Here is a 25,665-nt window from a genome sequence, read left to right on the forward strand (position 1 = left end):
AGAGATGAAAAACATGGAACTTACAAAAAATAATCAAATAATTGAAAATACCAAACATAGTATTAGGGAAGTTACTCAAATATCTAACGAAGAACTTCGTATATTGCATGAAATTCATACATTTAGAACGATTGTTCAAACATTCGTTGTCAGAGCATCATCTATACCCAAGTATGCCACCGTCTAACTACTCCAAGATACATGAGTTAATTCAAGATCGCCTTCAGCATATTGAAAAATCATACTTGATGTTTCATCTCAAAGTAATGCAGGGCTTGATTTCGGCAAAAAGTCATTAATGAATCGCTCTTTTAATCAAAACACATTTATGATGCAATATCGTAGATTCGGGCGTACAGAATTGCCAATGCCAGTCTTTTCCTGTGGCGGAATGCGCTACGTCTATACTGAGTATAAGGAGCTGACTCAAGAACAAATTCCCGATGAAAATCAACAGAATTTAGAAGCCACTATTCGCCGTTCTTTAGAAGTTGGCATTAATCACATCGAAACTGCCCGAATGTATGGAACTTCTGAGATGCAATTAGGAGCTATTTTACCTAAATTGCCTCGAGAAAAAATTATTATCCAGACTAAGGTTACTCCTACATCTGACTCTGAAGATTTCCGCCATTTATGTGAGAAATCTTTGGCTTTATTAAAGCTAAATTACATTGACTTATTAACACTGCATGGCATTAATAATTACCAACATCTTGAAGATAGCATTCGTCTCAATGGCTGTCTTGATGTAGCGCGACAGTTGCAAGCTCAGGGTAAGGTAAAGTTTATTGGTTTTTCTACCCACGCTCCAACAGACTTAATTATCAAAACCATTGAAACCAATCAATTTGATTATGTCAATCTCCACTGGTACTACATTAATCAATTCAATTGGCCCGCCATTGAAGCCGCCACACGTCATGATATGGGTGTATTTATCATTAGCCCATCAGATAAAGGTGGTATGCTTTATAAGCCTCCACAAAAGTTATTAGACTTGTGCTATCCTCTTAGCCCGATGGTGTTTAACGATCTGTTTTGTTTGAGCCATCCGCAAGTACATACTCTCAGCTTGGGCGCATCTAAACCATCAGATTTTGACGAACACTTGAAGGTTATAGAACTTTTAGAACGAGCAGATGAAATTTTACCACCAATTTTAAACCGTTTAGAGAAAGCAGCGATCGCCACATTAGGACAAGACTGGTATTGCACTTGGCACACTGGTTTACCCAGATATCCCCAAACCCCTGGTGAGATTAATATTCCAGTTATTTTATGGTTGCGAAATTTAGCGATCGCTTTTGATATGTTTGAATATGCTACAAGGCGTTACAACCACTTAAATACTGCCGATCCTTGGTTCCCTGGCTTGACAGCAGAAAAAGTTAGACAATTCGATCTTAGCGATTGTTTGCGTCATAGTCCCCATGCTGACAAAATACCAGCTTTATTAGAAGATGCCCATAGGTTGTTATCTCAACCTAGTCAATAAGAAATTGCGGAGTGGTTTCACGATGTCGCATTCTAAGTTATTAAAAAATTATAAAAAATATACTTTAATTCGTCATCGTTGGCTAGTAATTTTGCTGGCTTTAATAACTGCGATCGCCATAATTATCTATCATCAAATTACCTCAAAAATCCCAGCAATACCAACATTTGAAATTATTGTCCCTTTCCCAACTGAACCGACAACTTTCAATCCAGCTTTAATCGTAGAATCGGCTTATATTTTAAACTATACTTATGAAGGGCTAGTTAAAGAAAATGCTCGTGGAGAAATTGAACCCGATCTAGCTAAATCTTGGCAAACTTCCAAGGATAATAAACAAGTAATTTACACCCTCAGAAAAGGGCTAAAATGGTCAGATGGAAAACCACTAACGGCTGAAGATGTCGTTTTTACCTACAATGAAATTTACCGTAATCCAGACATTCCTACTTACGCCAAAGACTTCTTTATAATTGGTCAAAATCGTACCTTCCCTACTGTGCGAAAGCTTGATAATTTGCGAGTTGAATTTACATTACCTGAACCATTTGCTCCATTTATTCGGGCTACAAAATTAGAAATTTTACCAGCCCATATTTTTCGGGAAAGCGTCAAAACAAAAAGCCAAGAAGGCATACCCAAATTTATGTCAATTTGGGGAACTGATACTCCCCCAAAAAATATTATTGTCAACGGCCCTTATACAATAGAATCTTATACTCCGAGCCAGCGAATAATTTTCCGCAAAAATCCATATTACTGGCGTAAAGATACTCAAGGCAACTCACAACCTTATATTGAGCGCGTGATTGGACAAATTATTCCTAATCAAGATACTTCTTTAATCCAATTTCGTTCTGGAGGATTGGATTACATCAACGTCAATACTGATTATTTTTCATTATTAAAACATGAAGAAAGTAAAGGAAAGTTTACTATCTATAATGGCGGTCTTTTTATTGGGTCAACTGCTATTACTTTTAATCTCAATCAAGGTAGTAGGAATGGTCAAGCATTGGTCGATCCTATAAAGTCTCGTTGGTTCAATACAGTGGAATTTAGACAAGCAGTTGCCTATGGAATTGATCGACAACAAATACTCAACAATATCTATAAGGGATTGGGTAAACTGCAAAATTCGCCGATTGCTGTACAGAGCAAGTATTATTCTCCTGTTCAAACTGTCTATGAATACAATCTTCAAAAAGCGAAAAAATTACTTCTAAAAGCAGGTTTTAAATACAACAATCAAGGTCAGCTATTAGACGAGCAAGGCAATATTGTCCGCTTTAGCCTAATGACGAATAGTACCAATAATGCATTGCAGGCGATGGGAGTACACATAAAACAAAATTTGAGTAACCTTGGCATAACTGTTGATTTTAATCCCGTAGCTGCTAGCATTTTCATCAATAAATTGACTCAAACTTTTGATTGGGACTGTCAATTACTTGAGGTTGCTGTCGGTCAAGAACCAAATGATTGGGCTAATGTTTGGTTGCCTGAAGCTGGTTGGCACTTTTTTAATCAAGAATCTCAAGCAGGACAAACGCCGATAATAGGGCGACAGGTTGCAGATTGGGAACGAAAAATTGGTAATTTATACATTCAAGCAGCCTCCGAAGTGGATGAAGCAAAGCGTAAAGCTATGTATGTAGAAACTCAACAAATTACTCAGGAGTATCTGCCATTTATTTATCTAGTTAACCCTTTATCAATGGTGGCAGTACGAAATCGTATCCAAGGTATTGAACACTCTGCCCTACTAGGAACATTTTGGAACACTTACAACTTGAAACTGACTGAGATTAACTAAAGAGGATATCGTTTGTATGCAAATTCCTATCATTGATTTCAATCCTTTTCTTATAGGTGACTTAACCGCAAAAGAAGCTGTCGCTGCACAAATTTCTCTTGCTATTCATGAGGTCGGATGTTTCTACCTCAAAAATTATGGTATTCCTAATACTCTAATTGCTCAAGTTTTTTCACAAACCGAGTGCTTTTTTGCACTACCGGAGCATGAAAAAGAACAAATATCTTTCTTTCCAGATCGGAATCTTCGCGGATATCATAATTTTAAAAAGAGTGAAGATAAACATAATGCCAATGAGCTAATGACTGAAGGCTTTCATTTTGGGAAAGAAATTACTCCTGATGAAGTTGGTGCGATTGAAGATCCTTTTTTTGAACCGAATAAATGGCCTAAAAATCCAACTCAGTTTCGTGAAGTGATGATAGAATTTTTCATGGGTTGTCACGAAAGCGCCCTGAAAGTATTCCAAGCTTTGGCTATTTCCCTGAGAATTCCAGAAAATTACTTTACAAATTTATATTCAGAGCAGAATCACGGCATAGTTTTACATCACTACCCATCGATATATCATCCTCCAGAACTAGGAAAAGTTTATCTGGCAGAACATACCGACATCGGAACGCTGACATTTTTATTTCAAGATTCTGAAGGATTAGAAGTATATACAAATGCTGGGGAATGGGTTGTAGCGCCCTTCATTCCTGATGCAATTATCGTATTGGTGGCAGATTTAATGCAGCGATGGACGAACGATAAATTTGGCGCTACACGACATCGAGTTATAGTTCCAACTCAATCTCACAGTGCTAAACAAAGGTACTCATGCGCCTTTTTTACAGGCCCTAATTACGATGCTCAAATTAAGTCCATTCAGACTTGCTTAGATATAGATGAAGTTCCTAAGTATCCACCAATTCTTGCACAGGAATATTTTAAACAGCCAAAAGGGTAATTCGTAATGACGCTTTTGCGTCGCTAACATAATTCGTAATTAATACATTACTTTAAAAAGGGTTGATCCAATTGCTAGCAAAGTCAAATCCTCCAACTTGGTTAAAAATTTTGGTAATTAGCCTGATTGGGTTAGGTATTTTCTTTCGCTTTACCCATTTAGGGCAAAAAGTGTATTGGTACGATGAAATTGCTACATCGCTGGCAATATCTGGTCATACGCTAGCTGAGGTTAAACAAGAAGTTTTTAGCAATTGGGGTAATAATCAAGGCATAATTCCTGCCATCACTTTAGACAAATATCAACACATTAACCCAGATCGATCTGTGGCTGATACAGTTCGCTACTTAATAACTTCAGACCCGCAACATCCACCTTTGTATTATGTAATGGTGAGATTGTGGGCGCAAGTCTTTGGGGATTTTCCGGCGGGAGTTAGGAGTTTATCAGCAGTAATCAGTTTGTTGATATTTCCTAGTGTGTATTGGTTGTGTTTAGAGTTATTTGAATCACCACTAGTAGGGTGGGTGGGAATGGCTGTGATGGGGATTTCTCCCTTGCAGGTTTTCTTTGCCCAAGATGCACGAGAATACGGTTTGTGGATGGTGATGATCCTAGTATCAAGTGCTGCTTTGTTGCGAGCTATTCGCCGAGAAAGTTTCTCTACCTGGGCTGTGTATGCTCTCACCCTAGCCTTGGGATTCTATACCCATTTATTAACAGTAATGGTTGCGATCGCTCATGGGATTTATGTAGTTATTAGGCAAAAGTTTCGCTTTCACAAAACCTTGCGTAATTATTTACTGAGTTCAATAGCAGCTTGCTTAATGTTTTTACCCTGGCTAACGGTGCTGATTACCAAAGCTGACACAGCAACAAATCTTTTGTCATGGATAACATTTAAAACCGATAGTCCTTTTGACCTGATTGGAATTTGGCTCAGTCGGATTAGCCGAATATTTTTTGATTTTAATTTGGCTTCTGATGATGCTTGGGTCAATAATTTGCCTGCGGAAAGTCCTTTATTTTATAGCATTCCTACAATAATAGCCAGTTTATTGTTGATTATTTACATTATCATTTTCTTGAAAAATCACTTATCAAATAACACTAGTTTATTTATTGCTTTATTAGGGGGATTTCCCGGTTTAACATTGCTTTTATACGACCTAATTTTTGGAGGAATTCGCTCCATTTATTTTCGCTATCAGTTACCCTTATACCTCAGCATCCAAATTGCTGTAATCTATATTTTAGCTTTCCAGCTTTTTTTAGCAAAGAACTGGCAGAAAAATCTTTGGCAAATTATGACGATGGGATTACTCATCTCTGGGCTAGTTTCTGATGTTAGATTTTTTCAGACTGAAACTTGGTGGTCACAAATTGGTGGCAAGAATTTGCTAGCAATGAGTCAACTTATTAATCAATCTAATAGTATTTTATTGGTAAGTAGTAAAAATGATTATAACTTGGGAGTTATCCTCACCTTAAGTCATAACTTAAAGCCAAAAGTTGGCTTACTTACAATCCAAAATGACCAGTTACCAATAATTCCTCAATATTACAATACTATTTTCTTTGTTGACGATCTGGAAAATAGTTTAGCTCATCAGCTTGAGAAGGATAAAACTAACTCCCTGAAATTAGTCTATCCGCTTGAAGGGTTTTGGCAACTCGAGAAAAATCAGAAGACGTGAATATTTCTGATTGTAGCAGCCTCGATAAAAAATATTAAGTGAGTAAAAATTGAATGAATAAATTTATTAACTACTTTAGTATTAGCTTCTTGAGAGATAAAGTCCAATTATTTGTTTCTTCAACGCTCATAAGTCGGTTTTTTCGCTTTGCTGTAGTCGGTTTTAGTGGGGTAATTGTAGACTTGGGAGCATTTTATTTTTTACATAGCTCATTATGTTTGGCGTTAACTCTGAGTGCAATGCTTTCCACAGAAATAGCAATTATTAATAATTTTCTGTGGAATGATTTATGGACGTTTGGTGATGTGTATTTTCAACAAAAATTAAATTTAAAGTTTCAACGTTTTGTCAAGTTTAATCTAATTTGTTTGGTTGGGCTGATTTTCAATAGCCTAATTGTAAATTGGCTATTTTATCAATTCCACGTGAATGAATACATAGCTAAATTGGTAGCGATCGCTTGTGTGACACTTTGGAATTTCTGGCTCAACCTGAAGATGAACTGGCAATTAACAAAGGCAGAAGTAGATGTAGTTGTAGATATCTAAGGAACAATCATGTTAAAACCACTAGTTATGTTTGGTTATAGTTTAATTTTTATAACTACTATATTTTTTTCTTCTGGATGCTTGAATCTCGTTTTACCCTATTACAAGACTATCCAGAACCTTGGTGAAATCAGTGTTAAATGGCAATATTTGACTGAACACAAAGATGATTATGACGCTATTTTTCTAGGGCCAAGTACTACCTACTTTGGGGTGATCCCGAAATTGTTTGATGAATACATGACGACACAGGGTAAAAGTGTAAAATCTTTCAACTTTGGTATTGCAGGTGCAAATGTATCAGAACTAGATTTTTATTTACAAAAAATTCTGGCTTTAGAACCAGCAAACTTAAAGTGGATATTTCTCGATTGTTCAGTTGACTTATTTACCAACATTGGCTCTACTTCCGTTCAAGAGATATACTGGCATACTCCTCGGAAAACACTAGAAAATTTCCAATTAATTTTGGAATCATCAATCGATAGCTGGCAAGCAAAAGTTCCATATATATACGCTAACTTTCAAAGCTTTATCTACCGATGGCTAGGAATTGGTCAACTTTCTACTTTCTGGCAGGAAAGAATATTAAATTTAGATTTATCAATTTCAGATCCATTAGCAAAAGTATCTGAGGATAGGCTCATACAAGAATCTGGATATTACGCAATAGATTGGCAAAAAAAAGCTGATAAATGGAAAACTATGTTTAGAGCAAATGGTTTGGATACTTATCAAAAAAATCTCAAAAATGAACAAGCAAAATTAGCAAATTTAAATTCAGGAAATGCATTTAACGATCCATCTACAATATATGGAGCGAAAATGATGAAGAATATTGCTTCTCGGATCGAACAACAGCAGCAAGTTAACAAAAAGAAAATGGAAGCTATATTTTTCATTCCTCCAATTCTCGAAACTGATTCCAACCCATCTGCTATTTACAGAGCGTATAAATCGGGATATATCGAGAATCTATTTGCTTTTAATAATCCTAATAATTTTACTAATTTATATGAACTAGAATGCAGAATTGATAGCGCACATCTCAATCATCAAGGCGCTGAAGAATTCACACTTTTACTGGCATCAGAATTTAGCCAATATTTGAAAAATTCTGGAGAAAAACTTATTAGTGGTAGACTTTAAATATCTAGTTTTTATTACCTAATCACTAATTACATATAAATATGGTATTCACAGAATTTCGGTTTATATTTTTCTTCCTGATTGTTTTCTGCGTCTATTGGGCTTTGCAGAAACACAATCATCGGAAATTGTGGCTGCTAGTCTGTAGTTATATTTTCTATAGTGCTTGGGATTGGCGCTTCCTTTTTTTGCTCTTGCTATCGACAGTTATTGATTACTTTGTCGGTTTAATGCTATCTAGACCACAGGTTAGTGATTTGCAAGCAAAAGCGATCGCCTCACTTGAGGTAGTAGAAAAAAAAGAAACTACAAGTTTTTGGAATTGGGATGGCTTGCTAAATAAACCACAAAATCAGCAACAACGTCAAGCATGGTTGATACTTAGTTTAGTAGCAAATCTCGGAATATTAGGATTTTTTAAATACTATAATTTCTTCACCGATTCTGCTGCCAACTTATTAGCTTTTTTGGGCTTACCCCTGAGTCTTAAAACCCTTAATATTATTTTGCCAGCAGGGATTAGTTTTTACACATTTCAAACTCTGAGTTATTCCCTGGATATTTATCTAGGTAAACTCAAACCTGTAAGAAATTTTTGGGATTTTTCTCTATTTGTAACTTTTTTCCCTCAACTGGTTGCAGGGCCTATTGTCCGTGCATCTACCTTTTTACCGCAACTGCTAACCCCAAAAAACTTAAGCGAGGTTGATTTTAGAGGATGTTTAATGCTTTTTTTCGTAGGGTATTTTAAGAAAGCCTGCATTTCCGATAATCTTTCGCCTGTAGTAGAACAGTATTTCACGAATCCAGAAAATTATACTTTCTTGAGTTGTTGGATTGGTGTTATTTCTTTCGTCATCCAGATATACTGCGATTTTTCTGGTTATTCTGATATGGCGATCGCTTCAGCCGGTTTACTTGGATACAAACTACCTCTGAACTTTAATTTCCCCTATCTTTCCAATAATATCACTGAGTTGTGGCAACGTTGGCACATCACTCTTTACAGTTGGTTGCGAGATTATGTTTATATTCCTTTAATGAGAAAACGACCAAAAGCTGAACGCACAGAAATGTTTGGCTATAGAAATATTCTCACTTTGATGCTTTTATCAGGACTCTGGCATGGGGCTGCTTGGCATTTTGTAGTTTGGGGTGGATTAAATGGCATCGCCTTAGTTGTTCACAGGCAATGGTCATCTCGGATCGCTCCCTATAAGGAATTAGTACCACTGAGAAAGATGCTAGGTATTCCCCTAACATTCTATTGGTTTTGTGCCTCTGTCATTTTCTTTCGGAGTAACGATCTCAGCAGTGCTGTACAAATAGAAAAATCCTTTTTATTCTTTAATTCTCTTGGTTATGAAAATCTAAATATCCAAATTGCATGGATTTTTGTACCTTTAATTATCCTCCACTGGGCGGCTTATAAGGGTTGGTTTGCTGATTGGTGGCGTAAAATTCCTAGTTGGAGTTTTGCTGTTTTATTTGGGGTGTTGGTTTCAACAATATTTCGGCTGACAGCAATTAATCCTCAACCCTTTGTCTACTTTCAGTTTTAGTGTGCGATCGCTCAATGCGCATAAATTTAGCGTAGGAAATCAAATATTATATGGCGAAGAATAAAAATTGGATAAAGAGGTGTACCTATCTTTTAAAAAATAAAATAATAGCCCTATATGAGCAAGCTGGAAATAATTAAAAATAAAAATATTGAATCTATTTACCCTCTTTCTCCTATGCAGGAGGGTATGCTTTTTCATACTTTGTATGAGCCGGAATCAGGAGTATATCTTGAGCAGTTTTGTCTCACGCTCTCTGGAAATCTAGATATTACAGTGCTTCAACAGGCTTGTGTGCGAGTAGTGAAGCGTCACCCAGTTTTGCGTACTCTTGTGGTTTGGGAAAAGCAGGAAAAGCCTCTTCAGGTAGTATGTAAACAAGTAGAGTTACCTTGGCAAAACTATGATTGGCGTTCCTTATCTGCAAAAGAACAACAAGAGCGCCTAGAAACTTTCTTACAAGCAGATCGAGTCCAAGGTTTTGTTCTTGACAAAGCTCCACTTATGCGATTTAGCTTAATTCAAATCGCTGATGATATTTACGAATTTGTCTGGAGCTTTCATCACTTGCTAATTGATGGCTGGAGTTGGCCGATTCTCTGCAAAGAGGTTTTTACTTTTTACAATGCTTTACTTAAAGGCAAATATTTATATTTAAATACTCCTCGTCCTTACCAAAATTACATAAATTGGTTACAACAACAAGATTTGAGAGCAGCAGAAGCTTTTTGGCGGCAACAACTCCAAGGATTTACTAGCCCTATCCGTTTGCTACTAAATCGGGGTGAGGTGCAAAATTCTCCACAAGTAAAAACCTACCACGAGCTGCACTGCTGTTTATCGTTGCCCATAACTGCTGCTTTACAGTCCCAAGCACAGCAATATCATCTGACAGTTTCAACTTTCGTACAAGCAGCTTGGGCAATTTTACTCAGTCGCTACACTGATGAGTCTGAGGTAGTATTTGGCGCAACTGTCTCCGGCCGTCCTCCCACTTTATCGGGGGTGGAATCGATGGTGGGACTATTCATTAATACTCTACCAGTTAGGGTGAAAATCCCAACAGCAAAGCCTTTATGGCAATGGCTGAGGCAATTGCAGACTCAACAGGTAGAGCGATCGCAGTATTCTTGGTGTCCCTTAGTCAAAATTCAGGCTATTAGTGAAATTACCCAAGAATTACCTTTATTTGAAAGCATCGTGGTGTTTGAAAACTATCCACAAGATACGTCTTTCTCAAATCCAGGTCAAAGCATCCAGATTACTAAACGGCGAGTCATTGAACAAACTAATTATCCGCTCACAGTCATCGCTGTACCGGGACAAGAGTTATCCCTACGCATTCTTTATGATGGTAGCCGCTTTGACGAGGAAACGATTAACCGGATGATGGGGCATCTCGTGACTTTGTTAGAGGGTATGGTCGCTAATATCGAGCAGACAGTGAGTGAAATACCTATGCTAACTGCTGCCGAGCAGCAACAACTTTTAGTATGGAATGATACCCAAACAGATTATCCTCACAAATGTATCGCTCGGTTGTTTGAAGAACAGGTAGAACGAACACCGGATGCAGTCGCCGTTTCATTCCAATCCCAACAACTGACTTACCAGCAGTTAAATTGTCAGGCTAACAAGTTAGCACACCATCTCCAAAAACTTGGGGTAGGGCCAGAAGTGCGGGTAGGGATTTGCGTTGAGCGTTCTTTATCGATGGTAATAGGACTGTTGGCAATCCTCAAAGCTGGTGGTGCTTACGTACCCTTAGATCCGCGATCGCCCCAAGAACGCTTAAATTATATGTTGAGTGATTCTCAAGCGTCGGTATTGCTGACAGATTCATCAATTGCCTTATCTGGGCAACCATTAACAGTAGTTTGCTTAGATACATCGGATTTGTGCCAAAACAGTCAGGAGAATCCTGTTAGTGGAGTGACACCAGAGAACTTGGCTTATGTCATGTATACTTCTGGTTCTACAGGCAAACCCAAAGGTGTAGCCATGAGTCACCGTTCTCTGGTAAACCTTTTATCTTGGCAAATGGACGAAAGTGCTTGCAGTTGTGCCAAAACTTTGCAATTTGCTTCCATCAGTTTCGATGTCTCTTTTCAAGAAATTTTCTCTACCTGGTGTAGCGGCGGAACCTTAGTTTTAATCGCCGAAGAAGTACAGAAGGATGGGTTTGCATTATTACAGTTAATTGCTAAAGCAAAGGTGGAAAGACTATTTTTGCCCTTTGTCGCCCTTCAGCAATTAGCCCATGCTGCCTCTATTACTCAATCCTATCCTGCATCTTTGCGTCAGATTATGACAGCAGGAGAACAGTTACATATTACCCCTGTTTTAGTCAACTTTTTTAGAGAGCTTCCTGGTTGTACGCTACAAAATCAGTATGGCCCAACGGAGAGCCATGTAGTAACAAGTTTTACCTTAAAAGATGTGGCAAGCAGTTGGTCGCCACTTCCGCCTATTGGTCGTCCCATTGCCAACACGCAAATTTACATCCTCGATCGCCATCTGCAACCATTACCAATTGGAATTGCTGGAGAACTGTATATTGGCGGCGTGGCGATCGCCAGAAGTTATATTAATTCCCCAGAATTGACTGCTGAGAAATTCATTGCCAAGGATGGGAATCGTTTGTATAAAACAGGCGATCGCGCTCGCTATTTACCTGATGGCAACATCGAATTTCTCGGTCGTATTGACAATCAAGTAAAGGTGCGGGGCTTTCGCATTGAATTGGGGGAAATTGAAACCGTACTCGCCGCGCACCCCCAGGTAAAAGAAGCAGTAGTTCTTGCTATTGACCAACCAGGAAACAAGCGTCTCGTTGCCTACATTGTCCCCAAACAGCATCTAGACACCAGCGAACTGCTTTGTTACCTCAAACAAAAGCTACCCGAATATATGTTGCCTTCTGCTTTTGTCAAGTTGCTGGATGTACCTCTAACCCCCAGTGGTAAAATAGAACGCCGTGCTTTACCAGCACCTACGAGTCGGGAAACACGTAACATTTCTACAGACTTGATTCCACCCCGTACTGCAACTGAAGAAGTTTTGACAGCAATCTGGAGTGATGTTTTAGGACTAGAAAAAGTTGGTATCCACGACAACTTCTTTGCATTAGGTGGGCATTCCTTATCAGCAATGCAAGTCATTGCGCGGTTGCGAGAAACTTTCAAAGTAGAGTTATCCATAAGCTGTCTGTTTGATTACCCGACAGTAGTTGAGCTAGAGCAGCAGATTTCAGAATACCGCCAAAAAGAGGCAGGGGAGCGGGGGAGCAGGGGGGCAGGGGAGCAGGGGAGAAATAATCTTCTCTCTCATCCTCTTCTGCCCTCTTGTCAAAATGACTTGACTCCTTCTCTCAAACCAGTACCCCGAAACACAAAAGAGTTGCCAATCTCTTTGACTCAGCTTGAGTTTTGGATATTAGCTCAATTAAATCCGGGCATTCCCATCTATAATATTCCACTGGCTTATCGCTTGACGGGTTTACTCAACGTCAATGCCCTGGCGCAAAGCCTCGTGGAAATTGTGCGTCGTCACGAAACTCTGCGAACTACTTTTACTATTACGGATAGACAAGTTGTTCAGAAAATTATTCAGGAGCCTATCCTACCATTTTCAGTGATAGATTTGCGAAAACTTTCTCAATCTAAAACTGAGCGAAAGGCTTTGGCTCAAAGATTTGTAACTGAGGAAAAAAACCAGGCTTTCGATTTAGAACAAAGCCCATTGTTACGCATCAAACTGTTGCGGCTCTCTGATGCCGAGCATTTACTCATAGTAACTATCCATCATCTGGTTTTTGATGGTTGGTCTGTGGGTGTGTTTTTACAGGAGCTAACAAAATTATACGCAGCATTTTGTCATGGTCAGCCCTCACCACTTCCCGATTTACCCATTCAATATGCTGACTTTGCCCATTGGCAACAGCAGTGGGTTGCTCGTCCGGCTTTTGTGTCTGAGCTTGACTATTGGAAACAGCAACTAGGCAATAGTACACTTTTACTAGAGTTACCTAGCAATCGCCCACGCTTGCCAGTACGAACTTTTCAAGGTGCAAGTCAAACTTTCATTATTTCTAAAAGCCTAACAAATGCTCTTAAACATTTGAGCCAACAGCACAATGTAACTCTATTCGTAACTCTATTAACAGCCTTCAAAATAGTGCTGTTCTATTACACCGGACAGTCAGATATTATCGTGGGCGTCCCTTTTGCCAATCGCCAGCAAGTAGAAACTAAAGGGCTTATTGGATGCTTTATTAACACACTACCAATACGTACATATCTGGGTGGCGATCCAAGTCTGAGTGAGTTGCTATATCAGGTGCGTGGCTGTTTTTTAGCAGCCTGCGATCGCCAGCAAATTCCCTTCGTGAAATTAGTAGAAGCACTACAGCCAAAACGAGAACCAAGCCACTCTTTGCTATATCAAGTGATGTTTAACTTCTTGCCTCCATCAGATTTAAAACTGACAAATTTAACTGTTCATCCCTGGTCAATTGAAACTAATACAGCAGAATTTGATTGGGATATTTATCTTCAACAAACAACATTAGGAAGTGTTGAAGGAAAATGGTGCTACAAAATCGATTTGTTTGATGCTACTACTATTAGCCGTGCAGTCACTCAGTTTCTAGTGTTGCTTGAGCTGCTAATTAAGAATCCTGAATGCCGCCTGAGTGACCTTTGTTTACTATTTCAAAAGCATAATTCTCAATGCCGTGCGTAATTCGTAATTCGTAATGACGCTCCTGCGTCGCTTGCCGCCGGCGCTAACGTAATTCGTAATTCCAAGATTTGAACAGTAAAAAGCTAGAAAATACCAGATTATGATGTCAAACGTACAGATGATAGAAAAAACAAAACTGACTGCTTTGCGAGAGATGCGGCTGTTTCTCGTTGTTTGGATAGGACAGTTAATTGCCCTAATTGGTTCGAGTACCACTGCTTTTGCCTTAGACATTTGGGTTTACAATCGCACTGGCTCAGTCACCCAGTTTGCTTTCATCTCCCTGTTTAATACTTTACCGCTAATCTTAATTTCCCCGATAGCTGGGCCTTTAGTAGATAGGTGGGATCGCCGAAAGACGATGATTTTCGCTGATGTCTTGGCGTGTTTAGGAACGATCGCGATCGGCGTTTTATTTGTCATGGGTCGATTGGAAGTCTGGCATATTTACTTAGCTAATACCTTTACTGCTGTTTTCATGGCTTTTCACATGCCAGCTTATACAGCATCAACAGTCTTACTTGTGCCAAAACAGCACCTCAATCGTGCTAACGGTCTGATGAGTCTGATGTATGGCATTTCCATAATCATTGCACCAACTCTCGGAGGTGTTCTACTAAGCATTGTTCATTTCCAAGGGATTATTTTGCTTCACGTAACCAGTGTGTCTATCGCTGTTGTCTCCTTGATGCTGGTTCGGTTCCCCGAAGTCAACACAAGTGTTGTTACAACTGCAAAAAGTTCATTTCTCAGTGAAGCAACTTACGGATTTACATATTTGACCGCTCGACCCGGACTGCTGGGACTAATTTTATTCTCAGCTTGCAGTCTTTATCTTGTGGGAGGTATTAATGTCATTACTGTTCCGCTAGTGTTGAATTTCGTTTCAGTAAACGTTCTGGGAACTATTCTTTCGCTATTTGGCATTGCTATTCTAGCAGGCGGCTTGCTCGTGAGTCTCTGGGGAGGACTAGAACGCAACATCTATGCAATATACGGGTGTATGCTGTTAAATGGTGTGTTTATTATCGCCGCCGGTTTGCAACCCTCTCTTGTCATCTTCACTGTTAGCATCTTCTTATTCTCTTTGACACAACCAATCATTTCCAGTTCCACGCAAGCTGTCATGCAAAAAAAAGTAGAACCTAATGTGCAAGGTAGAGTTTTTGCGATCAAAGGCGCGATTGAAGCGGCTGCTTTACCTCTAGGCTACATCACGATTGGGCCTTTAGCTGAGAAGGTTTTTGAACCCTTAATGGCTACTGATGGTTATTTGGCGGGAAGCATCGGACAAATCATCGGTGTTGGGTCTGGTCGTGGTATGGGACTTCTACTGATTATTATGGGAGTCTTAACCATTTTAGAAACCTCTCTTGCTTACTTGTACCCTCGCTTACGGTTTGTGGAAGATGAACTTCCTAATGTTAGTAATGCAGTTGCGATGGCTACTGATACAGCTTCTAGCAAGAGTGACGTAGTTTCTTTGGTATCCTAAATTTGGCGTTGCATAGCGATCGTTGATTATTTTATTTTTTTAATTATCTATTTTAAAAAATAGATAATTATTAATTTGTTTCATAAACTACAAAAGTTTTGTATCTAGATTCAACATCAAATCCTGTATTGTTTACTTTTAAATTTTTCTGTCTTTCAATTAAAAAAATGTTCAGTTTATTTTAGAATATGCAAACCAAAGTTTCAAACGATCCTTCTCCTCCGACCTTTAATAAATTTTGGGATAAGGTAAGAGCGATCGCCGGCCCTTACTGGTATCCAACAGAGTCCAAAGAAAGAGTATTTTCAGACGTAATTCGGACATGGGGGATGCTCATTCTCCTAATTTTATTAATAATCACGCTGGTTGGCGTAACTGCCTTTAATAGCTTCGTGACTCGCTACATAACCGATGTAATCGAAGAGAAAGATTATCCTAACTTTATTAAGACAATAGTGATTTTCGCTGCTGCTCTTGTTTGCATAACACTCTTAAACGGATTTTCTAAATTTGTCAGACAAAAAATCGCTATTGATTGGTATAAATGGTTAAATAATCACATATTATCAAAATATTTGAGCAATCGTGCCTATTATAAAATTAATTTTATATCTGATGTTGATAACCCAGATCAACGAATATCCCAAGAAATTGAACCTATTACTAGTGATGCTCTGAATTTTTCGGCTATTTGTCTAGAAAAAGTGCTGGAAATGACGGTTTTCTTAGTAATTCTTTGGTCAATTTCCCAATTTATCGCCACTGTTCTGGTTGTTTACACAGTCATTGGTAATTTGATTGCTATTTACTTAGCTCAACAATTAAATAAAATTAATCAACAAGAACTAGAAGTGAAAGCAGAATACAATTATTGTTTAACTCATGTTCGCGATCACACGGAATCGATAGCTTTTTTTCAGGGAGAAAACCAAGAATCTAATATAATTCAACGAAGATTTAGTAACCTCCTAAAAAATTTCGAGCGCAAGATTAATTGGGAGAGAAATCAAGAATTTTTTGACGGAGGATATAAGGCTGCTATCCAAATCTTTCCATATTTAGTACTTGCACCTATATATATGAGTGGTCAAGCTGATTTCGGAGAAGTTGTTCAAGCCAGTATAGCTTGTAATCAGTTTGCCAATGCTCTAGCAACATTGATTAGTGAATTTGGAAATTCTGGACGATTTTCTAGTTATGTTGAGCGGTTATCTGAGTTTTCAAATGCGTTAGAAGCAGTTAGCAAACAACCAGAAAATGTCAGTACAATTAAAACAATAGAAGAGAATCAGTTTGCTTTTGAAAATGTCACTTTACAAACGCCAAACTATGAACAGGTAATTGTTGAAGATTTATCACTTTCTGTTCAACCAGGCGAAGGTTTATTAATTATAGGGCCAAGTGGTCGAGGTAAAAGTTCTTTATTGAGAGCGATCGCAGGTTTGTGGAATGCGGGAACTGGTCGTTTAATGCGACCTCCCTTGGACGAAGTTTTATTCTTACCCCAACGTCCTTATATCATCTTAGGAACTTTGCGCGAACAGTTAATATATCCTAATACAAATCGTCAACTGACCGACGCCAAACTCAAAGACATTTTGCAACAAGTAAACCTGCAAAATTTGTTAAGTCGAGTTGAAGGTTTTGATAGTGAAGTTCCTTGGGAAAATATATTGTCCCTGGGAGAACAACAACGTTTGGCTTTCGCACGATTATTAGTTACTAACCCTAGCTTCACTATTTTAGATGAAGCAACAAGCGCTTTAGATTTGAATAATGAAGGTAATTTATATCAACAATTACAAAAGACAAAAACAACGTTCATTAGTGTTGGACATCGAGAAAGTTTGTTTAATTATCATCAATGGGTTCTGGAACTTTCACAAGACTCCAGTTGGCAACTTTTAACTGTGCAGGATTATCGGCTGCAAAAAGCAAAAGAAATTATCACTAATTCTCCCGAAAACACTAAAAATACGATAGATGTTTTAACTGATAACATCCAAAGTCAACCAGAAATATCGACGGATATTAGCACAATTGTAGGACTTTCTCATCAAGAAATTCAGAGATTAACAGACTCCAAGATTAACACTATTAGAAGCAAGGCTAGCCTTGGTAAGTCCATTACTACCAAGGATGGCTTTACCTATCGCTATGACAAAGACCCGAAGGTGTTGAAATGGGTAAGAACTTAAGAACTATTAAGATTTTTGAAAATTAAGGTCATGTTTACTAAACAGCAAAGACAACTAATTACTTACGAAACTATTTCAATCTACGAACGAACTTATCAATTACCCATTCTCAAAAATAGCGGTGTAAAAACGGTTCAAAAAACAATTAGAGAACGTCAAAGGTTAATTAAAGAAGGTGTTCGATATCATCATCAGCTTGGAGGAATAATTAAGCGAAAAGAAAAAATTAGCCAGGGAGAGATTTTTAATGAAATTCAATTATTTATTGAAGACTACAATCATATCATTGATTTTCTAAAAATTTACAAAGATACTTATCACAATTTTTTATTAAACCTAACTAACGACTTGAAGAAGTTATTCAAACAAAAATATTTAGCAATAAAAACTTTAGAAGATGAAAGAAGCAAATTAGAGCTAAAAAATTATAAAAACCCCCAAATACTTAATGAGCTAAGATGGGATAAAGAAGAAAACTTTAAAGCATTTTTATTATTAAGCAATGCTTATTTTTTGATGTTAGAAAAAATTAGTTTGCTTGGTGAAGGAATTAAAAAACTTGCAGAAGATATAAAAAAACAAAAAGAAGTTGTTCAGCAAATAGTTGAGGATTTAGACACCTATCAAGAGCTTTATGAATATCAAAGTAAAGCTTATAAAATTCGTCAAGAAATAGCAAAAATTGCCCAGACAGCAATCAATTTTGAGAATTCTTTACAAGATTACTTTAGTCCCTTTCAATCTTTAATCGATGACTTCGTAAAAATAGATGAATATTTTTACGCAACTGTCGGAGATATTAAAAATTTAGGGGATAATATTTTAAATTATCAGTCAAATTTATTTAACCTTGAAGAAAGCAAGATAATTTCTGAAACTTTTCTCGATTTTATGGTGACAAGTTATGATAAAAAATCTAGATTAAAAGATGCTTTTATTGAAGCTAAATTATTAGATTGGCAAACCTATAATTTAGATTCGAGCGAAAATTTTGTCTTTTTAGACAAGGGTATTGATTTAATATCTAACTATATATCTAAGCAACTTACCGATCAAAGAAAAATGCTAGGCATAGCAGAAGTAGATTTTGTCTCTACAGTGTCTCTATCTACTGTTGAAAAAACAGGGCTGATGGAACTGACTGATAACAATCTTACATTGACAAAAGAATTTTTCAGTAATAAAGATATTGATTATAGCCAATTGCAAAATCTCCTCTCACAGCATAAGTGGAAAGAAGCTGACATTGAAACAGCTAAATTAATGCTAAAAGCCATGAAAAAGAATTATTGGAATGAAGTTTATAAGGAAGATATTGATAACTTTTGTTGTCAAGACATCTATACCATTGATGAACTTTGGGAACAATATAGTTATGGTTATTTCGGTTTCAGTGTTCAGCAAACTATCTGGAGTGAAATGGGTGGTCAAGTAGATTATGAAACAGAAAAGAGACTAGGCGATCGCCTTGGTTGGCGAAAAGAGGGAAACTGGTTAGACTATGAGCAACTAACTTTTAAATTGTCCCCCATGACACCGATGGGACACTTACCAGCCAAATGGTTACACTACGATCGACATAGCTCTGACTTATCTTTATCATCTACAGAACACCTTTCAATGGGAGCCTGGCGGGTAAAATCTTGGTTAGTTTGGCAGATGCATTTATTCTTTTCTCGTACAAAAATTTGTAGTTCTTTAAAGATCATTTGAGAGGATATTTAGTAATTCTAAAATTATGTTTTAAATGTAAATTTTGTGAGGATACATATTTTCAAAATAGGTAATAGCAACTTCGCCCAATGCCTTAATCGCAGCAGAACTAATTACAGGTTGAACAAGTCCGATACTAGGAATAAATCCTGCGCGCTTTATGGATTTTTAACTCGGAATTGGATTTGGGGAAAAGGTTACTGGGTTTAGGTTAAAGGTTTTTATTTCCCCTTTCCCTTTCTCTTTTCCCCAAAACCCGACAAGTATTGCAACAACTCCTAGTTGTGCTGTCATTGTTGATTTTATTCACTTGGTTTATTAAAAACTTCTAAAATCTGTCGGCAAATCTGCTTGAGCTTTTCCTCGATTTCACTAGAAGGCGAAGATGCACCGACAACACTCCAGTTTTCTACCGTAGAAAGTCGCCACGCCTCACCGCGATGATCGAATCCAGCCACCTCCACGCCGATCGCACGCCGGGAATTATTGATGGGATCTTGATAAAATCGGATTTGAATTAAAATACTGCGACTTCGCCAAGATTTGCTAATACCAGGAAAGTGAAAGCCAATATCTATAGAATCTGGATCGACTAACTCCCTAGTTTCCGGGTCATTTTTCCAGGGTTTGAGATCGGATTTGGCATCAGGAAACTCGAATTTGAACAAATTAACTACCGTGGCAATGTTGCTGGCGAGTTCAAGGTTTGTTGCCTGTTCAGCTGCGTTCACTAAAAAACACTCCTATATTGCGTCGGCATCTTCAAGGATGTGAAGACAGAAAAACCGCCAGAAGGCTTATATTATTGGTGTTTCAGCTTATCAAGACCTTTGAGATTTAGCAACTCTAAATCATATTTTCCTAACAATCCTCGTTACTAACAGAAGCAAAAAATCGCTTCTTGTTGGGACTGCCTAACACCTATTAAGTAATTGTACTTAAAAATTACTCCAAAGCAGATGAAACTCTGTTCTTTGGAAAAAATATCAAGATTTTCTGCAAAATCCTTGGCTGACAAGAACGATTAACTCCGCTAGCGATCTAAAATGACACTGTTAATCGGTAAACCAAAAAGCAATTAAGTTCAATATATGGTGCGTCAACGCTCGATTTTTTCATTTTTCCTAGTACTATTGACCACATTCCTGATTAGTTGTGGTGGCCCTGGTGTTGCGGTGGCACCTCCGACTTACACAGCAGTACAACTTGAAAAAATTCAGGCTTATGTTCCTGAAATTCAGGCTGTGCGCGATCGCTCACAAGAGTTGACAACCTTGATTAAAAGAGGTGATTGGATCAATGTGCGTAACTTTATACATGGCCCCATAACAGAAGCAAGGCTGAATCTGACTTATGTCACTTCCAACCTTCTACCCAAAGACCAACCCAAAGCACGTCAAATAACGCGAGATTTGTTTAACGACCTGGTTAAACTCGATAAAGCTACTAGTGCTGGCAATCCTCTAGTTGCCTTGAATCAATCCCAAGCTGCTTTTGCAGAGATTGACAAATTCCTCGAGCTGCTTCCGAAAACAGAAGAAAGTTAGGAGTTAGGAGTTAAGAGTTAGGAGTTAGGAGTTAAGAATTTTTAACTTCTCACTTCTAACTCCTCACTTGAAACACAAGTTATGAATGTAGTTATTATCGGTTGTGGTGTAGTTGGAGCTGCGATCGCTTACGAACTGAGTCTAGTAAAAGGGCTGAAAATTACAGTTTGCGATCGCCAACCACCAGCACAAGCTTCCACAGGCGCTGCACTTGGCGTTTTGATGGGCGCAATCAGCCAAAAAATCAAGGGCAAGGCTTGGCAGATGCGGCAAACTAGCATCCAACGCTATGAAACCTTGATTCCTGAACTAGAAGCTTTAACAGGTCGCAAAATTCCTTTTAATCGTCAGGGAATTCTCATGCTTTTGTCTGATTCTTCCCTAGAGGGGATGTCAGCATGGGAAAAACTAATAGAAATTCGCCACTCTCAAGGCTGGAATTTAGAAATTTGGGACACGGCTAAACTCCAGAATATCTGTCCTCAAATTAATAATGAAAAAATTACTGGTGCTGTCTATTCTCCGCAAGACCGCCAGCTCGATCCAACTGCCCTTACCTTAGCTTTAGTTGAAGCTGCCCAGCAAAATGGTGTAACTTTCAAATTTGGCGTGACTGTTTTAGATGCTCCAACCTCAACACCGGAATTTTGCCATCAACTTGACACTACAGAAGGAAAAATAATCGCTGATTGGTTTGTAATTGCAGCAGGGTTAGGTTCAACCCCACTAACAGCAAAATTAAATCAGATAATTGATATCCGCCCCGTACTTGGGCAAGCATTGCAAATGCGTGTGGAGCATCCATTAGGAAATCCCGACTTCCAGCCAGCGATAACGGGTAACGATGTCCATATTGTTCCTGTGGGCGGTGGAGATTATTGGATAGGCGCAACAGTGGAATTTCCCAGCAATGGCGATGAGATACCGCCAAATCAAGAACTGCTGGAATCTATTAAAGAACAAGCGATCGCATTTTGCCCAGAATTAGCCACAGCAAGCATTCTTCGCACTTGGTCAGGCTTACGTCCCCGCCCTGAAGGTCGCCCAGCCCCAGTTATTGGTAAGCTACCAGGGTTTAGTAACGTCCTCCTAGCTACCGGACACTATCGCAACGGCGTTTTACTAGCACCCGCTACAGCTTATGCGATTCGTGAGATGATTATTCCTCAAGGAGTGGGGAGATGAGGGGGTAGGGAGCAGGGGAGAAATCAATTCAAAATTCAAAATTCAAAATTCAAAATTCAAACATTTTAGAACTTCTGCCTCACTTCGACTACGCTCAGTGACCACCTGCCTCCTCTTTTCCAATGACAAATGACAAATGACAAATGACCAATGACAAATGACAAATGACAAATGACCAATGACCAATGACAAATGACAAATGACAAATGACAAATATAGGAAAATAGCGTGTCAATAACAGAACATAAAATCAATGTAGATTCACTGGAATGGTTTTATCGGGAATCTTTACCAATCGGCAGAAGTGACTTAGCGCCTGTGTTGTTGCTACACGGCTTAGTTTCGCAAAGTTACAGTTGGCGTCATATTATACCTGCTTTGGCGAATCAGGGAACAAGAGCGATCGCTCCAGATTGGATTGGTTACGGCTTTTCTGCCAAACCAGAAAAACGAGATTTTGCTTACACTCCCGATGCTTTTATCACAGCTTTAGAAGGATTTATTAAAGCCATAGAACTCGAACATTTTTCTTTAGTTGTCCAAGGTTTTTTAGGTTCTGTAGGACTACAATATGCTTTGCGTCATCCAGAACAAATTGCCAATTTAGCTATTTTAAATACACCAATTTCAACTGCTGCTAAATTACCCTGGAAAATTAAACAAATGGGTTTACCTTTAGCAGGTGAAGTCATGACTCAAGACCCCTTATTAGTCGATCGGACGCTAGAAGGCGGAAGCCGTTATCGCATAGGAGATAAGGATTTAGATGTTTATCGAAAACCATTTTTAACTGCTTCTTCGTCTGGTCGAAGTCTCTTAGCAAGTATTCGCAATTTACAACTTGATTCAGCCATGACCGAAATACAAACTGGCTTTAAAGAATGGCAACAACCAATTCTGATTCAATGGGGTATGATTGATCCTTGGCTATCTGTAGATATTGCTGAAAACTTTGCCAATTCCGTACCAAATACCGAATTAATAAAACTTAATAATGTCGGACATTATCCTCAAGAACACTACCACGAGACGATTTTGCAAGACCTTTTACCCTTTGTGCGTCGTAAAGATGCTCATTGACAATAGACCTCTTGCAAAAGTTACTTTTGCAAGAGGTGGGAAAAGGGGAAAGGTTAAAGGGGAAAGGTTTTTTTATTCCTTTTCCCTTTCCCCCTTACCCTTTTCCCTACAAATGCCAAGAAGTCTAATATATAGCAATCCTATTTGATTTGTGAGAATTTTGGTGTTGACTGTCCTAAGTCAATTGGTCATTTGTCCTTGGTTTTGTCTTACGAAAGATTTAGGATTGCTATAGCTTTGGCAAAAATGGATATTATAAAAATGAATGTCAAAATTCAGAAGTCAGAATTAATTAGTAGAGGATGCAAAATCATCATTGTAGTCCACTAAATAGAAGATTGAGTGGCAGAATTCAAATGTTATTTCTTGTTAAAAGTCCATCCTTTTTCAGGTGGAATATTCTGAATTCTGAATTCTGGCTCCTGACTACTTTGTTATTACCATTACAAGTAAAGGAAATTATGATTCATGGCTTATTCATGGTTTAAAGCCTTTCATATTGTCGGATTTGTAGTTTGGTTTGCTGGTTTATTCTACTTAGTACGTCTTTTTATCTATCACGTTGAAGCAAACCTTGAACCTGAACCAGCACGAACGATACTGAAAAATCAGTATCAAATTATGGAAAAGCGCCTTTACTATATCATCACTAACCCAGGAATGTTTGTGACGATCGCAATGGCCATCGGTTTATTAACCACTGAACCGGACGTTTTAAAAGAGGGTTGGTTGCATATCAAACTGCTGTTTGTGGCGCTTTTAATTGGCTATCATCATTACTGCGCTCGGCTGATGAAGAAATTAGCAGTAGATGAATGTCGCTGGAATAGTCAGCAATTACGTGCTTTAAATGAAGCGCCTACAGTTATGTTAGTAGCGATCGTTTTGTTGGCTGTGTTTAAGAATAATCTACCTACAGATATGGCTGCTTGGGCTATTTTCGCCATGATTATCTTGATGGCTGTCACTATTCAACTTTACGCCAAAAAACGCAGACAGGATAAAGAGAAGCTGACGGCACAGATAGGGAAACCACAAGAACAAAGTTAGATAAAGTAGGGGCGCACAGATGTTATAGGTGTCAACTTAAGGTGAAGGCTTCCTAGAACAAGCTTTCAGAGATTGTCTCGTTATCTCGTTCCTAGTCTCCGACTGGGAATGCCTATGTGAGGCTTCGCCTCAAGACTAGCGGCAGAGCCGCAATAGAATAGCATTTCCAGCCTCTAGGCTGGAAACGAGGTTTTAAGCGGGTTTGCGCTTAAGTTGACACTAATGCACAGATGTGGGTCCCTACTATTACTCATCCTGGAAACGTTTACAGTAAATCATCCCCAGGAATCACGGTAGTGTAAAAAATATATTTGCGATTAGCGACATAACGGCGGTCTTGTTTAACAATCGCCATAAACTCTCTATGTCCCTCACGGCTACGTCCCACTAAACAACCTGCGCTAGCAAGGCGAATATCATTCCTGGGGAAATCAAAGCCGTAGTGTTGATTTACATAAAAATTATCACCTGTATCAAGTTTGTCGCCAGTCCGTTTAAAATCTTGGTTGAAATCTCTACAAACTGTGATATCTCCAACTTGCACCAATGCTTCATGAGGCTCGGCTGTACCGTGAGTACCCACAGCCCAAGCTTTGTATTGTCCAAACTGAATCCTAGCTGCTCCTTTGGGATTCATCGGATTGTAAGTGTAGTACTTCCCTGGTTCTGTAGTAGCTTCCCAGTGATCTACGATTTTGGGAACACCATTTACTACTTCAATCACAATCCGGCGATCGTTAAATTCATTAGGTGTATCACTGTTGAGAGTCCAGTCTCCATTAATACCCTCTACATAAACAATGTTGTATTCTTTGGGATTGGTAAATACTTGATAACCTTTGGCTAACATATATTTCACAATCTTACTAGCAATGTCATTGCCTAGTTTTAAGGGGGGTTGAGGAAGATCGTCTATTTTAGTTTCAATTAGTTTCTTGGCTGTGACTGCTCCTAAAAAACCACTCTCTTCAGTCTTGGTTAATTCTTGAAATTTTTTGAGAGATATCACAGAAACAGGGCCAAATTTACCATCGGCTGGAGGTTCCAGCAAACCTAAGCCGATTAACAATATCTGAATCTGACGAGCCAAGTCTGCATCTTCTGCGATCGCATCAAATGACCATTTCTCATCTTTTCCCAAGAAATCTTGTAGTTTCATTATGCACCTGCTTTCATTTACTGAGTTCTAAGTATAAACATCACTTTTACAATTGATGTTGTTTGAAACTATACTCTTGACTAAAAGATGATGTCACAATTTTTACTATTAATTTATGATTAAGCACACAAAAATTCACAGATATTACACTGAAGAAAAAACTATTTATTGACAACATATATTAAATTTTTTTTGAGTTCAAAGGTTGAATGGTGAACTATTTCGTAGGGGCACAGGAGTCTGCGATGATGTCTACGACGAGCTACGCTAACG

The 25,665-nt window shown here is 38.4% G+C and carries 17 protein-coding genes; 15 read left to right on the forward strand and 2 right to left on the reverse strand.

Going from position 1 to position 25,665, the window contains the following annotated elements:
• Nucleotides 1–331: 331 nt before the first annotated feature.
• The 11 genes from NSTC731_RS27620 (at nucleotide 332) to NSTC731_RS27670 (ending at nucleotide 19,371) form a co-directional block, all read left to right on the forward strand.
• Entirely contained in the window at nucleotides 332–1,498 is a 1,167-nt protein-coding gene (locus tag NSTC731_RS27620; protein WP_445632180.1) for an aldo/keto reductase, read from the forward strand.
• Nucleotides 1,499–1,520: 22 nt separating this feature from the next.
• Nucleotides 1,521–3,314 carry an ABC transporter substrate-binding protein gene (locus NSTC731_RS27625; protein WP_445627753.1) on the forward strand — a complete coding sequence of 598 codons (1,794 nt, stop codon included), beginning with the start codon at nucleotides 1,521–1,523 and terminating at the stop codon, nucleotides 3,312–3,314.
• A 16-nt stretch (nucleotides 3,315–3,330) separates the two neighbouring features.
• Nucleotides 3,331–4,266, forward strand: coding sequence for an isopenicillin N synthase family dioxygenase (locus tag NSTC731_RS27630; protein ID WP_445627754.1), 936 nt, complete (start codon nucleotides 3,331–3,333; stop codon nucleotides 4,264–4,266).
• A gap of 71 nt (nucleotides 4,267–4,337) precedes the next feature.
• On the forward strand, nucleotides 4,338–5,963 hold the full coding sequence (locus NSTC731_RS27635) for a glycosyltransferase family 39 protein (protein ID WP_445627755.1): 1,626 nt from the start codon (nucleotides 4,338–4,340) through the stop codon (nucleotides 5,961–5,963).
• Between the two features lie 53 nt (nucleotides 5,964–6,016).
• On the forward strand, nucleotides 6,017–6,511 hold the full coding sequence (locus NSTC731_RS27640) for a GtrA family protein (protein ID WP_445627756.1): 495 nt from the start codon (nucleotides 6,017–6,019) through the stop codon (nucleotides 6,509–6,511).
• 9 nt (nucleotides 6,512–6,520) lie between these two features.
• The gene (locus NSTC731_RS27645) at nucleotides 6,521–7,660 is read left to right on the forward strand and encodes a hypothetical protein (protein ID WP_445627757.1); all 1,140 of its coding nucleotides are present in this window, start codon (nucleotides 6,521–6,523) and stop codon (nucleotides 7,658–7,660) included.
• 41 nt (nucleotides 7,661–7,701) lie between these two features.
• Nucleotides 7,702–9,222, forward strand: a complete 1,521-nt coding sequence (locus tag NSTC731_RS27650) for an MBOAT family O-acyltransferase (RefSeq protein ID WP_445627758.1) — start codon at nucleotides 7,702–7,704, stop codon at nucleotides 9,220–9,222.
• Between the two features lie 117 nt (nucleotides 9,223–9,339).
• Complete coding sequence (locus NSTC731_RS27655) at nucleotides 9,340–13,965, forward strand: amino acid adenylation domain-containing protein (protein ID WP_445627759.1); 4,626 nt, start codon at nucleotides 9,340–9,342, stop codon at nucleotides 13,963–13,965.
• A 100-nt stretch (nucleotides 13,966–14,065) separates the two neighbouring features.
• Complete coding sequence (locus NSTC731_RS27660) at nucleotides 14,066–15,460, forward strand: MFS transporter (RefSeq protein WP_445627760.1); 1,395 nt, start codon at nucleotides 14,066–14,068, stop codon at nucleotides 15,458–15,460.
• A 188-nt stretch (nucleotides 15,461–15,648) separates the two neighbouring features.
• A complete protein-coding gene (locus NSTC731_RS27665) occupies nucleotides 15,649–17,658 on the forward strand; it encodes an ABC transporter ATP-binding protein/permease (RefSeq protein ID WP_445627761.1) in 2,010 nt (669 codons plus the stop codon).
• Nucleotides 17,659–17,688: 30 nt separating this feature from the next.
• On the forward strand, nucleotides 17,689–19,371 hold the full coding sequence (locus NSTC731_RS27670) for a GUN4 domain-containing protein (protein WP_445627762.1): 1,683 nt from the start codon (nucleotides 17,689–17,691) through the stop codon (nucleotides 19,369–19,371).
• A 302-nt stretch (nucleotides 19,372–19,673) separates the two neighbouring features.
• Here NSTC731_RS27670 and NSTC731_RS27675 read toward each other — a convergent pair whose 3' ends face one another.
• Nucleotides 19,674–20,102 carry a hypothetical protein gene (locus NSTC731_RS27675; RefSeq protein WP_292777668.1) on the reverse strand — a complete coding sequence of 143 codons (429 nt, stop codon included), beginning with the start codon at nucleotides 20,100–20,102 and terminating at the stop codon, nucleotides 19,674–19,676.
• A 360-nt stretch (nucleotides 20,103–20,462) separates the two neighbouring features.
• On the opposite strand from NSTC731_RS27675, the gene psbQ reads away from it, so the two are divergent.
• The 4 genes from psbQ (at nucleotide 20,463) to hemJ (ending at nucleotide 24,233) form a co-directional block, all read left to right on the forward strand.
• The gene (gene psbQ / locus NSTC731_RS27680; protein WP_445627763.1) at nucleotides 20,463–20,918 is read left to right on the forward strand and encodes a photosystem II protein PsbQ; all 456 of its coding nucleotides are present in this window, start codon (nucleotides 20,463–20,465) and stop codon (nucleotides 20,916–20,918) included.
• Nucleotides 20,919–20,999: 81 nt separating this feature from the next.
• Nucleotides 21,000–22,103: an NAD(P)/FAD-dependent oxidoreductase gene (locus NSTC731_RS27685; protein ID WP_445627764.1), complete on the forward strand. Its 1,104-nt coding sequence runs from the start codon at nucleotides 21,000–21,002 to the stop codon at nucleotides 22,101–22,103.
• 228 nt (nucleotides 22,104–22,331) lie between these two features.
• Nucleotides 22,332–23,183 (forward strand): alpha/beta fold hydrolase, encoded by an 852-nt coding sequence (locus NSTC731_RS27690; RefSeq protein WP_445627765.1) that lies wholly within the window; start codon nucleotides 22,332–22,334, stop codon nucleotides 23,181–23,183.
• Nucleotides 23,184–23,651: 468 nt separating this feature from the next.
• On the forward strand, nucleotides 23,652–24,233 hold the full coding sequence (gene hemJ / locus NSTC731_RS27695) for a protoporphyrinogen oxidase HemJ (protein ID WP_445627766.1): 582 nt from the start codon (nucleotides 23,652–23,654) through the stop codon (nucleotides 24,231–24,233).
• A 265-nt stretch (nucleotides 24,234–24,498) separates the two neighbouring features.
• Here the strand turns inward: hemJ and NSTC731_RS27700 are convergent, their stop codons facing one another.
• Nucleotides 24,499–25,392 carry a peptidoglycan-binding protein gene (locus NSTC731_RS27700; RefSeq protein WP_445627767.1) on the reverse strand — a complete coding sequence of 298 codons (894 nt, stop codon included), beginning with the start codon at nucleotides 25,390–25,392 and terminating at the stop codon, nucleotides 24,499–24,501.
• Between the last annotated feature and the right edge of the window lie 273 nt (nucleotides 25,393–25,665).

This window comes from Nostoc sp. DSM 114167 (assembly GCF_052692655.1).